This window comes from Veillonella sp. oral taxon 158 (assembly GCF_018376515.1).
GTDB classification, from domain to species: domain Bacteria; phylum Bacillota; class Negativicutes; order Veillonellales; family Veillonellaceae; genus Veillonella; species Veillonella rogosae.
Genome location: NZ_JAHABE010000021.1, coordinates 1 through 13,971, shown reverse-complemented (window position 1 = coordinate 13,971; position 13,971 = coordinate 1). Strand labels below are relative to the sequence as shown.

The 13,971-nt window shown below is 34.2% G+C and carries 6 protein-coding genes and 1 CRISPR repeat array; all 6 genes read right to left on the bottom strand.

Annotation, left to right across the window (positions count from 1 at the left end; all coding sequences use genetic code 11):
• Positions 1 to 216 precede the first annotated feature (216 nt).
• Positions 217 to 3,817: a CRISPR direct-repeat array (repeat unit 36 nt; unit sequence GTTTTAGAGGTTTACAGAATTACACTACTCTCAAAC).
• A 64-nt stretch (positions 3,818 to 3,881) separates the two neighbouring features.
• The 6 genes from csn2 to KH364_RS09110 all read right to left on the bottom strand — a co-directional run bounded on the left by csn2 (position 3,882) and on the right by KH364_RS09110 (position 12,989).
• Positions 3,882 to 4,556, bottom strand: coding sequence for a type II-A CRISPR-associated protein Csn2 (gene csn2, locus KH364_RS09135; protein WP_273299395.1), 675 nt, complete (start codon positions 4,554 to 4,556; stop codon positions 3,882 to 3,884).
• Entirely contained in the window at positions 4,553 to 4,858 is a 306-nt protein-coding gene (gene cas2, locus KH364_RS09130) for a CRISPR-associated endonuclease Cas2 (protein ID WP_273299394.1), read from the bottom strand. The genes csn2 and cas2 overlap by 4 nt, the downstream gene beginning before the upstream one ends.
• Before the next feature lie 4 nt (positions 4,859 to 4,862).
• Positions 4,863 to 5,738, bottom strand: coding sequence for a type II CRISPR-associated endonuclease Cas1 (cas1, locus tag KH364_RS09125; RefSeq protein WP_273299393.1), 876 nt, complete (start codon positions 5,736 to 5,738; stop codon positions 4,863 to 4,865).
• Positions 5,739 to 5,765: 27 nt separating this feature from the next.
• Positions 5,766 to 9,956, bottom strand: coding sequence for a type II CRISPR RNA-guided endonuclease Cas9 (gene cas9, locus KH364_RS09120; protein ID WP_273299392.1), 4,191 nt, complete (start codon positions 9,954 to 9,956; stop codon positions 5,766 to 5,768).
• Positions 9,957 to 10,456: 500 nt separating this feature from the next.
• Complete coding sequence (locus KH364_RS09115) at positions 10,457 to 11,713, bottom strand: hypothetical protein (RefSeq protein ID WP_273299391.1); 1,257 nt, start codon at positions 11,711 to 11,713, stop codon at positions 10,457 to 10,459.
• Between the two features lie 55 nt (positions 11,714 to 11,768).
• The gene (locus KH364_RS09110) at positions 11,769 to 12,989 is read right to left on the bottom strand and encodes a hypothetical protein (RefSeq protein ID WP_273299390.1); all 1,221 of its coding nucleotides are present in this window, start codon (positions 12,987 to 12,989) and stop codon (positions 11,769 to 11,771) included.
• Positions 12,990 to 13,971: the final 982 nt, after the last annotated feature.

Here is a 13,971-nt window from a genome sequence, read left to right as displayed (position 1 = left end):
AAGCTGTTGAATTACAAAACGCCTCAAGAAGTCTTCATTGAAGAAGTTAATAAAGTTATGGATTTACAGAGTGTTCAATTTCATATTGCAATTTAAGAAATTTATATTTATCACAATTTGACAATATAGCTTTACAAGATAAAACTCAAAATGCATTTAAAAGGGCATAGGTAATAGAAGTCGATCTTATCCACAATCAAAAATCGATTTTTAACTTTGGAAACTAAAAACAGAATTGCACTACTCTCAAACGGTGATGGTGTAGAGGGTGTAAAGAAATATGTTTTAGAGGTTTACAGAATTACACTACTCTCAAACATGAGTGTAACGAAAGATGATAAATGTCTTGTTTTAGAGATTTACAGAATTACACTACTCTCAAACTCGTTAATTCCTTGAATTTCCTCGATGATAGATTTAGAGGTTTACAGAATTACACTACTCTCAAACCACCAGGACTTAACATTGTTAGTGTAGCCAGTTTTAGAGGTTTACAGATTTACACTACTCTCAAACAACACGAATTGCAGCAAAGCGATTTTTAGGGTTTTAGAGGTTTACAGAATTACACTACTCTCAAACGACTTTTATCATCATTTCAATGTGTAGTCAGTTTTAGAGGTTTACAGAATTACACTACTCTCAAACTGTTTTGTATCCCTTCGGATGTTAAGATGCGTTTTAGAGGTTTACAGAATTACACTACTCTCAAACCTGTAGCTTCATTTCTTAACCGCCTTACTAGTTTTAGAGGTTTACAGAATTACACTACTCTCAAACAGTGATATGATTTAGCATAAGGGGTGGTTTGTTTTAGAGGTTTACAGAATTACACTACTCTCAAACAGGTGGATAATAAAGAACGTTTAGGCGTCGGTTTTAGAGGTTTACAGAATTACACTACTCTCAAACCACAATCATGTAACAAAACTCTAAAACGCTGTTTTAGAGGTTTACAGAATTACACTACTCTCAAACGCTTACGATAAATACGTCGTAAAATCCTTTAGTTTTAGAGGTTTACAGAATTACACTACTCTCAAACTGACCGAAAAAGCTGAGGACATGGTACAACGTTTTAGAGGTTTACAGAATTACACTACTCTCAAACTAAATGCTTTCTCTAATCTTGCTTCACGCTGTTTTAGAGGTTTACAGAATTACACTACTCTCAAACTATATCTTCACATTCCTCTGCCACGGCATTGTTTTAGAGGTTTACAGAATTACACTACTCTCAAACCTTGGCTGACAATAGCGTTGAAACAGTACTGTTTTAGAGGTTTACAGAATTACACTACTCTCAAACAATGTAAGTACGGAAGCCTTTACCACCGATGTTTTAGAGGTTTACAGAATTACACTACTCTCAAACTACATGAGCTGTCTGATCTGTATAAGTAGGGTTTTAGAGGTTTACAGAATTACACTACTCTCAAACATGAGTGTAACGAAAGATAAATAATATCTTGTTTTAGAGGTTTACAGAATTACACTACTCTCAAACCTCATCTATAAGAATGAGGAGGGGCAACATATTTTAGAGGTTTACAGAATTACACTACTCTCAAACGATTGACAAAACCTCAGATAAAATCGAGGAGTTTTAGAGGTTTACAGAATTACACTACTCTCAAACGGCGTTACTAGGCGATAGCTTACAAACAGTGTTTTAGAGGTTTACAGAATTACACTACTCTCAAACATCGCATTTATCAATCAAAAAGGTGGCGTCGTTTTAGAGGTTTACAGAATTACACTACTCTCAAACACGTTGACTTTCTCTTTTAGTGTTTTCATTGTTTTAGAGGTTTACAGAATTACACTACTCTCAAACCAGCTTAATAACTGTGTAAGCTCCTATATCGTTTTAGAGGTTTACAGAATTACACTACTCTCAAACATGCTCCGGCTGTAGCAATGCAATAGGTTAGTTTTAGAGGTTTACAGAATTACACTACTCTCAAACCGCTCGGCAGTTATTTAACTGACTATGTCTGTTTTAGAGGTTTACAGAATTACACTACTCTCAAACTATATCAAAGTATGCAGTATTGCCATTAACGTTTTAGAGGTTTACAGAATTACACTACTCTCAAACGACACCGGGCAGAAGCGATTGTTTGAACAAGTTTTAGAGGTTTACAGAATTACACTACTCTCAAACTAGTGAAAATAGAGAAGTAACAAAATGATTGTTTTAGAGGTTTACAGAATTACACTACTCTCAAACAACTACCGCAACGAGGCAAGCACCGCACGAGTTTTAGAGGTTTACAGAATTACACTACTCTCAAACGCGCTTTTGCCGTCGATGTACTCACGCAATGTTTTAGAGGTTTACAGAATTACACTACTCTCAAACTATGAGCGCTACAAATACGGCGCCACGCGTGTTTTAGAGGTTTACAGAATTACACTACTCTCAAACACTACCGAAACAAGGAACACAGGGCGCTGCGTTTTAGAGGTTTACAGAATTACACTACTCTCAAACTAGTACCTATCATGGTTGAATTAGCATCTAGTTTTAGAGGTTTACAGAATTACACTACTCTCAAACGCCATGTGATATTGACTGCAAATGCGTATTGTTTTAGAGGTTTACAGAATTACACTACTCTCAAACGCTCTACGCCGACAGAAACAGTCGTATTGAGTTTTAGAGGTTTACAGAATTACACTACTCTCAAACTGATAAAACGTATCCTATTCAAGAAAAAATGTTTTAGAGGTTTACAGAATTACACTACTCTCAAACAGCCATAAGAATGATTTGATAGCCAGACTTGTTTTAGAGGTTTACAGAATTACACTACTCTCAAACAAGCCGATTAGACACGCAAACAATTATTCAGTTTTAGAGGTTTACAGAATTACACTACTCTCAAACTTAATAGCGACGATGTAAAAAATGTAAATGGTTTTAGAGGTTTACAGAATTACACTACTCTCAAACGCGTACGTGCTTTGTGAGGTGTTAACACCTGTTTTAGAGGTTTACAGAATTACACTACTCTCAAACGCGGTAATGGTAACGGACAAATCTCTATTAGTTTTAGAGGTTTACAGAATTACACTACTCTCAAACCAAAGGCTACCTTCAATAAGATTAGCACTCGTTTTAGAGGTTTACAGAATTACACTACTCTCAAACTTCGTAAGAGAATTAATGTTAAATAATGAAGTTTTAGAGGTTTACAGAATTACACTACTCTCAAACCAGCCTTGCAGCATTCGAAGCAGCATTGATGTTTTAGAGGTTTACAGAATTACACTACTCTCAAACAAGGACTTGTAGTAACGGAAGAAAACTATAGTTTTAGAGGTTTACAGAATTACACTACTCTCAAACAACAACTTATGGAACAACAACAACAAGCACGTTTTAGAGGTTTACAGAATTACACTACTCTCAAACTCTTAATTGTGTTAAAATGTTAGCTATATTGTTTTAGAGGTTTACAGAATTACACTACTCTCAAACTACGATTTACCACCACCAGCAGCACCGCCAGTTTTAGAGGTTTACAGAATTACACTACTCTCAAACGAAGACTTAAAGAGTATCTTTAAAGATAAAGTTTTAGAGGTTTACAGAATTACACTACTCTCAAACAAATGCTATGAGCGACGTTTCGTCATCGGTGTTTTAGAGGTTTACAGAATTACACTACTCTCAAACTACAATAACTTCTTTATCCTCTAATTTAGCGTTTTAGAGGTTTACAGAATTACACTACTCTCAAACTGTTTTGTATGTGGTTTGACCTTGAGTATTGTTTTAGAGGTTTACAGAATTACACTACTCTCAAACCCCAAATTAAATTTGAGGCTCAAGAGTAACTCGGGCTACCACCAGGTGTAATTCTGTATTCTCTTTAAATAACACAGAAATCATTATCTAAAATATACCCATTTATAAGGCTTTTATCAAGTTTTTCTTTGTTTAAAGATCCTGTTGTTAGAGAAACTAACCGTAATTGCCGACTCAGTATATTTTGATAAAATGCATTAAGTTCATCATCACTTAAAACTAAATCTAAATTAACTACAATATATAACATAGGAGATAATAATGTATCTACCACTTCTATATAGGACATTAGATTCATAATATCTCCTTTACGATTAAACTCAAAATTAAAACTTCCTAATTTAATAAGTTCAGCAGTACCAATTTCAAGTTTATGTTGAATCGATAAAGGATATCCAAATTCTAAAGAGTAGTAAAACGAATGTAATCGATTAACAATATCGGCTACCTCTTCTGTCATTAATAAAGCTTCTTTAGATAACTGGTTTTGTAATTTAGTTAACAGAGTTTTACTATTTACATCCACATATAGTGGGTTCAGTATTATATGACTATATTTATCTATACTAAAGGCTTTATCCTTGTCATTTAAAATCCACGGCCCCTCACCACCATCACACTGTATATCAAGCTCTGTAACCATACGTCGAAATACTTTACGATCTTCAAAAGATATCACCGTTACCTTATCATAAGATATTTCAAAATCCAATATAGAATCTTGATACATCAATTTCATATCATGAGCACCCTCTCTGTTGAATCTATAACTTCACTTTGCTTATCTCCAACTACAATTTCCATTCTGGAAAACTGCTTTTCTGTAACAGTTAACATAAATAAGCTCCCACTAGGCGGCTTATTTTTTCGTACATGTTCCATGATAAGATTAGCACTAGTTGTATTAAGAACTAACTTTGAATATACAGACTCTTGTAACATAAGGAAGCCAGATACAATTAAGTACTTTCTAAAATTCCTATATTCTTTTCGATCTTCCGATGTTAACGTCGGCAAGTCAAACATCACTAGTATTCTCATAAATCTATAGCTCATATTCTATAAACCTAATCTGATTAACATCGTGAGTACGCAATGCATCAAATACACTTTTACAATAAATCCGAATTGCAGCACTAAAAGTTTGAACAGTATCATTTATCTTTACATCTTCAGATAAAAGTTCTATAAGTGAAAGCTTTACATTGCTGTCAAACTCTGTAGGTCTTAATTTGATAACTACCGCATCAACAAACCCACGCAATGGTTCCATTAAATCGGATCCTAGATTATACGGATTAAATTGATTGCAGTGATTTAGCCCTAACTGGGTAATATATCCTAAGGATAAAATCTCCCGATTTACTGCGGAAAGTAATATAGCATATCCATAATTAAGGGCTGCATTAATAGGATTATCTTGTTCCCGAGAAAATGATTTTCCAAACAAAGCATTGAAATATACCTTTGCAGCATGTCCTTCACGTTGAGTTTCATCATTTAAGGTCAACTCATCTAAATATTGATATAACAACTCTGCCTCAGCTAACTCTTGATGCTGCAATAAGTCGGCTTGATTCATAATTTTATGCCGTACAATTTCAGTCCAAATATAAGCTTGCAAATCTTTCGACCACTCAGCCTGCTCCCGACAGCGTTTACTACTATTATGACTACCGTGTAAGGGAAGAACCTCACTAGCAGGGTTACGTTTCTCATCACAAAAGACAATAGCTACCTTCTTTTTAATCAACTCATTTAGGAGTACGGCGGTGAGACTCACCGCCGTAGATTCAATAATCAACATATAGATTTCATCAATATATACTTTAGTCGTTTCAAAGTCTTTGCGAATAATCATGTAATTCATTTTAAAATCTAACTTAGAACGACTACCTATGACTACTGTACGCCAACTCATAATAACCCCTAACACTAACCCCACGCTTTAAACTATAGTAATTTCACTAGAATATAGACCAGTAATAGATTGATTTATAATTTTAAATTCATCTAAAGTACTAACCTTTAAAGCAATTTTTGTTCTAGATGTACTGAAACCTAGTGATTTAATATCATAAGTAGTTTTCATATTTGTTAACATATTTAATATTTCTAATAATAAAATACATTGACTACTAACATCAATTCCCTTAAATTTCTCTCGTCCTATATCTATCAAATCACTAGCTTTATTCCCTTTCATTTTTATATATATATTACTATTTAGTTTCTCCACCAAATAATCATAAAACTTAAGATTATCATTGATAGTGATAGAAATTTGCTCCTTAGCAAATGGACTTAACGTACTAATATTCTGAATATTAATACTTGGATCTGATTTACGTAAAGTATTAACTTTATCTAAGAGTTTTGCATATATTAGAAACTCATTTGACAACAAAACTTGAATTGCATTGTCAATACATATCGAATTACTAGTTTTTCCGCCCAAATAGTAGTAGAATCCATTAACCTTAACAAGTTGATTAATACATAGCTTTCTATAAATAATAGAGATATCTTTCGCTTCTGGAGTGATAGAGGCTACATAATCAATCAAATCTTGATCTGTTATATTTCGATTTGTTAAATAAATTGGTAGTGGCACAATCTCTTTAACAACTTCACCCTTTTTACCAATATATTGAACAATAATAGAATAGGCATTCTTAATTTTTGTCATGCCACCATATTTAGTTACATCTGCAAATACACTGGATTTTGTTTTCATGCCAATATAAGCACCATCATTAGCCTTCGCTGCGACAGTGGCTTTATATACAGTTGCATCAGCTAAGGCACCAGATTGTTCTAGCAATCGTTTTGTAACACGAACATCATTGCTATCCATCATTTTCTTAACGATGTCCATACTTGTTTTTATATCCCAAGCTTTACCATCTTTAGCATTAGTGTATTTCACGTCATAGTTAAACATCTTCGCTAAGTTGTATGTACGATTAGCACCATTCTTTTTGAAGAATGCACGGAAGTTACGTGTGAATTTTTCATGGTACACATTGCCTACTACGATATTTAAATATGCATCTTTAGCGTGATGATGGTGGTTCAATGAGCGAACCTTGATAAAGTTATTATCATGACGGAAGTCTGTTACATTTTCAGCCTTTACAAAGACTACATCAATTTCTGGGTAAAGACGACGCAGTAATGTTGTAGCTGCCTTAACTGATTGATTAGTTTCAACTAATTGACGAGCAATAAAACCACTTAGATCATCAGCTGTAAGAGGAGTGTTGCGAGTTAGACGCTCATATTTTCGTTCACTAATAAGGCCTTGATGTTTCAAGAATGACCAGAATGCCTTTTGGTTAGTTTGAATCGTATTGTCTATTGGATACGTATCCGACTTTTTAGCATTCGCAGTACGCTCACATAATACTAAATTATCAAAGCTATCATCTTTTGTAAGACTGCGAGGATAAATATGATCAATATCATAGTTATCTGTATTTAATAAATTTAAATCTATAATATTCCCTGTGTAAGCACAACGCCCCATTTGAGTGTAGTATAAATAGAGTTTTTTACTTCTCAAAGCCGCATCATCATAGCTAGCTAATCCTGACTTCAGACCTTCAAACTCTGTGTCCTTTAGCCCACTTAATAAGGCTTCATCCTTTTTAATCGCCGCATATAAATCAGACAATCGTTTTTGACGAGAATCCTTTTTCTTTTTCTCTGTTTTATTAGACCGCGTTACCTCTACAAAGATACGAGATGGTAACGCTTTTTTTATATGTATAACCTCATCAACGATACGCAAAGCTTGCCATACCGCACGTTTAACTGCAGGCGGGAGCGCCAATTCATCAATAATATCTTGAGGATCTACTACTTGACCTTCTGTCAATTTATCATTTATCTCTTGAATACGTTCCATAAAGGAGAATTTATCTCCTAATAGTTCCATCAAGTTATAGCTAAAATTGCGCATCAATTCAATTATTGTTTCAGGTGTACCATCACCAGCTTTATCGCAGCCCTCTATACCATTCAGTAATTTTTTAGAGAGACGGCCCCAATCTCGATATCTTAATTTTGAAAGTTTTTTGATAGTTTCATCATCAAGGTGCGAAGCAAATTTATTACGCAATGTTTCTCGCAACATTTTTTTACTTTCACCAAAGATAGTTATATCCATAATGATGTCTTCAGCCATAGATCTATCAAAATTAGTCCCTAAAATACGAACCATATCACGATAGGATGTCAGATCATTTTTAATTTCCCCATCAATACCCGTAATATCTGGTTTATGCTTGTTATGGATATAATTATTATCCTTCAAGAACTGTTCTATACGATTTTTGGTCATCTTCTTATGGTCTTGCTTAAATACAGCTTCAATAATATGTTCTTTTACCGCCGTCTCTAATGGTTTGCCATCAATACGTATATTATTTAGCTCATTAAGTAACATGAACTCACTATATAAAAGAGAGGATTTGGGCAACACATCTTCACCTAATAGGTATGTACATTTATTAGTAAGATTCTTGATAAAAGCTGCTGCTGATTTTTCTCGATCAATCTTATCATCAAAATTCCACGGAGTAACACGTCCACTAGCTTTACGAACAGCCCATGCAAAACCACCCTTTTCTACATTATGATAAGTATTTAAAGGGCCTACATAATAAGGAATGCGGAACTCAAGCATTTTAATGAGCTTCTCTGCTACAGAATAACCGTCTGCTACTTCATTCAAGAATGGGAATTTAGCTCCACAGGTCTTAAAAATAGTTTTAAGTTCTTCCAAATGTAATTGATACGGAATAACACCATTATCTTTAATCCGTTGCAATGGCAATAACGTTTGTAATTCAATTTCACTAAGAATATATTCTTTATCCTTAGAATCCGGTAATCCCTCAACTATCTTCTTGGTGTACTTATAAAAATCTTCGCGGTTACAACTCGTTTCCTCTTTACGACCTTGTTTAATATAGTGCACATAGTTGTGTAAACCTTTTTCATCTGCCTTGAACATCGTATTATAAATGCTTCTATCAGTCTTTAATAAAGATTTCAGTATAACTAAATCCTCTTTATGCTTGTTAAAAGCTTTTACCTTAGATTCAGAAATAGTAAGACCTGGTTCCTTGATGGACATCAAAATAATAGCATCATATACAGATTTACAATCATCAATGATATGAACCTCATCGCCCCAAACTTTAGCTAGTTCATCACGTTTATCGTCATATGTATCTCCTGTTATTTGAAGCTTTTTAAGGTCATCGTCTAACTCCTCTACAGAGCCGAACAAGTCTGTAAGGCTAGCAGATAAACCTAACACTAAATTAGCAAATGCTTTCAGTCTTTTTTTATCCTCTTTGACCTGTTCTTTTTGAGTTTTACTTGAAGAATCTTCTGTATCAGTAGCTATATATGTATCAACTAGACGTTCGATAGCCTTTGCTTTATCAGATTTTGTTTTACTAGCGTCCATAAGAATCTGACCTATAGAGCTAATAGCAGAATTACAGTCAAAGCAATTAAATGTAATATTTTCTAAAGCTTGTTTAAGAACATCATCAAGGGTTGAAGCATTAGAATCAAATGTAGCACCTTCATAAAGGAAGTTGCCACGGTATTTTAAAATATGATGTACTGCTAAAAATAGTTTGCGAATATCATCAGTACCAGACTTCATCAATTCCGCACGTAAGTGATAAATAGTAGGATACTCTTTGAAGTAATCTTGATCTGTATAGTCTTTATCGATAAATAAAATATGTTTAGAGCTATGACCAGTCGTTTTATCTTCATAGTGATATTTACTTTCATGAAGACGTATGAAGAATGTAGAATCCACCTGTGCCATAGCATCAGCAAATAATTCTTCTAATAATTTTAATCGTAATTTACGACGCTCCAAACGACGACGTATAGAACGAAAACTACGACGTCCTACAGCTGATTCGGCTTCATCAAACAAACGACTACCCCACATTTTATGAGATCTGAATTTTAATAACTCATATAACTTATTCGTTACTGCCCAACCGACAGAGCTTGTACCAATATCTAGTCCTACAAAATAATCCTTAATCGGATATTCTTTCAAATGACTTGAGATGAGTTGTTTCGATGTTTGCATTTCCATAAGACCTCTCCTTGGGAAATTAATAATTGACATTCATCAAATGCTTAATTATACTATAAGTAATCCAATTAGTTTTGGAGGTTTACAGAATTACATTACGAGTTCAAATACAAATTTATTTACAATGCCTTCGGGCCGCCCGACGTAGGGCACCTACTCTCAATTCTTCGGAATTGAGATTTTTTATTGCCATAATTTACTATTTAAACAGTACATATAATCTATAAGTCGCCAATCACCGTATAATTACCTTCATTTTAGCATAAAACAACAAATAAATTCATTAATTTTTCATGAAACTTATAGTTATACAGATATATCTCACTTTGACGATATATATCTTTATCCCTATAATATAAGTAGATAGTCAGACGAGTCGCAACGTCAGGCTCATCTCTAAATCAGTAAAAAATTAGGAAATGGCCTTTCTGTTTACTTAGCTACCATGCGGTAACGGAGGGCTATTTGCTTTTTGTAAGGCAAATAAAAAACAAAATTTCTTATTGAGCTAATATATTAATCCATTCCATATACCACTGATTAAAGCTTAGATCCGTATCAAATTTCTTTTTATGGCTATTATCTATACGCCACTGCGTTTTTTTTCGTAAACTTTCAGCATTATCAAAGCCTATATACTCAACCATATCGCGCAATTGTTTATGTTTATACAGAGATTTGCTTTCATCATAATCAATGCGATAACTATAATAATATTCAGAATCCTTTGTAAAATGGCGCAAATAGGACTCACCATTAGGTTTATATCGATCAATTAAGAATCCTGGAAGACCATTATTCCAAACTGTTGCATACTGTGTAGGAGCCTCAAGGTCACCATATTTATTCAAAAAGGTAAAAATTTGTTTTTTTGCTAAGCTTTTATCAACAATATTAGGATCTATTCGAAAGCGCAATACACGAATTTTAACCCCTACATCTTCATAAGTACGAACCTCATATTTATTATCTTCCATAGCTTCGCTCACCAGCTTAGCCTTTTTAGGAATACGATAGCTGAAATTGTCCCAATGCTTAACATGGCTATAATTATCTAGCCCAGACAAAGGCTCAATAGATGGAATAATATAATTACTCATTACTACTTCAGCAAATTTATCTTGGTATGGATCCTTCACATCGCCGCCACCAAGATACGTAATACCATATGTCGTTTTTGTCTTACTTGGCGTAAACTCCGTATACATCACATGTGTCTTACCTTTAAAAATTTTCCAAGATGCATTCTCTAACCCTGGATATGTATATATTCCCTCATTCTGTATATATTTATTAATCTTCTTACCATGTGGTGGCCCTACCAATAAAATGCCTGTATAACCATGAACAGCAAATAAAAGCCCATCACTCGATTTAGATTCAACCGTATCTCCACGCAAGCTAATATTTGGCACAGATAAACGAATATTATTTTTTCCTTCATGAAGTAAGATAACAGTAGATTCTGAGAATTCCCCTAGCTTAACAGCTTGAGCCAATCCAGTTTTCTCCTTAAATACCTTTTCTATCGCAACCTTGGGTTTCTCCACATTTTTCTGTACTTTAGCGCTAAATATCTCCGCCTCTTGTATTGCCTTTTCATTAATATGGGAATAATTTTCGTAAGCATTAGCAGGAATACTTGCATCCGCACCTGGAACGGGTGGTTGCCACTTTGGCACTTCAATCTGTACAGCGTTGACATTCATGGTGAAAGCAGCTGCTAATGCCATCATGATTATACTTTTACGTAACATAAAACCCTCTTAAAATTTACAAACTAAATACACACAACCGTATAACATTTTCGTATTACATTCTTTCTTGACTTTGAATGCGGATTACCTTATTTCTCAATGTTTCAACATTTGCAAAGTCAGAATATTCTAAAGTATTGCGTAGCTGAATATGAGAATATGGTACAGCTCCATCAATATAAACTAGACTCATAATATATACATTCTTGTCATCGTATAAGAATCGATGCATTATAGATTTTTTCCCTGGTTGATAATTATCTACTAAAAGACTAGGCACGCCATTATTCCAAACAGATGCTGCCTGAATAGGCGCATCACCTATTATCTGGCGCTCTGGTTTTACTTCTACAAGTTCGTTTAAAAAGGAATACATGTATTTATCTTCTACTTTTACTGGTTTCTTGGCCACAACAAATCGTATACCCGCTCCACGATAGTCCCTTATTTCAGTAGAGTCCGTTAGCGATTTCTGTGCTATTAGTTTAAGCCCTTTAGGAATACGATACATAAGATTATCCCAGTTGATGCTTTCACTATACTGATCCATATCATCTAAAGAGCGAATCGATGGAATCACATAATTACTCATAACGCGCTCAAGCTTGTCGGTAACGGGCTGATTTTTGTAGCTAAGCCCTATCATATATTCTTGATTTGGCTGATTATCTAAACCAACTACGGCAACCATAGCAGGCGTATTTTCGCCAAAAGACTCTGTTTCAATAGCCCATTTACCATGTGTGATACCGGGATATATAAACTGCCCTTTTCGCTCCGATTTTAGTTTGCTTAATGTATTATCATAATTCTGTTTCGTGCCGATTGCAAAAAACACGGAATGTTCTCTTACAATAGATAAACGTTCACCATCACTGAGTTTTGGATAGTATTTACTTGCTAATAGTAGTCCAGGAACAGATGCGCGAATGTTAGTACGATCATCATGCAATAATACAACTGCAGACTCATTAGCGATTAAATCCATCACCTTTTTAGAACCACTTGCTATCTCATTAACTTCATCTCGTGTTAGCCCCCAGTCGGTTATAAACATTTCCCTATCCTTTTCAGATTTAGAATCTAACTTTATAACATCACTAGTTCCTATATTACTCAAGCTACCGGCCCGATAATTCTCATATGCATTGGCAGGAATGCTCGCATCAGCACCTGGCATAGGTGGCTGTCCGGCTGGGACTTCGATCTGCACAGCGCTTACATTCATGGTGAAAGCAGCCGTTAATGCCATCACGATTATACTTTTACGTAACATACAACCCTCTCTTCTTTTCTTCTCTCACATTTACAACATAAATAAGCACAACCTTATTAGCATAAGTATACTATGCAAACAAGGTCGTGCCTATTATTAATAATTTTATATTTAAGTGTTTATTCTATTCATATGAATCAGACATGTAAGATATTTAAATGAATAGAGATCGGAAATAAAATATGTAATGAAATATAGCATATATAAAGTAAGGAATTAATGCAAGCAACGTTCCAATGGCGATAATAATATATATCAAAAGACACGATGCTAGTAAAACCACTAGACTATTAATGATGACTTTATAAATCAGTGCCTGCTCTTTCTTAGATTGTATCCACGCTTTAGCCCTATAATATACTTTAGGTTTATTAAAGGCTAGTGGTAATCGTTTACACCATAGAACAAGCCAAGGAATAAAGAGGATATTACCAAAGAGAAAAATCATTTCTAAGTCATAACTCCCTAATGGGTATAAGTACGGCGTTAAGTCAGGTTTCTGTAAGCTATGAATAAACGCCTCTATGGAGCCTATCCATAGAGAAACGAGCAAATACTTAATATAAAGCACTAGTATAATTTTAAAAATGTATTTAAATGTACTCATTCGCTATTCTCTATCTAATCATATACATAGTAAAAGTAACTTAATAGCATAAGTATACTATGCAAATAAGACTGTGCCTATTATCTATTTATATTTTAGATTGTGTAGGAGTTTTCTCTAATTAGTATATATAAGGTTTATCTTAATTTGACGATATATATCTTTATCCTTATAATATAAGTAGATAGTCAGACGAGTCGTAACGTCAGGCGCATCTCGAAAAAAGTAAAACATTAGGAAATGGCCTTTCAGTTATCTAGTTACACTAGGTAATGGAGGGCTATTTGTCTTTTGTGAGACAAATAAGCGCTATTAATGCCCCAAAGGCAATAACCACAGTTATTACCTGTAATAAGAGCATGATTAATTCATAAT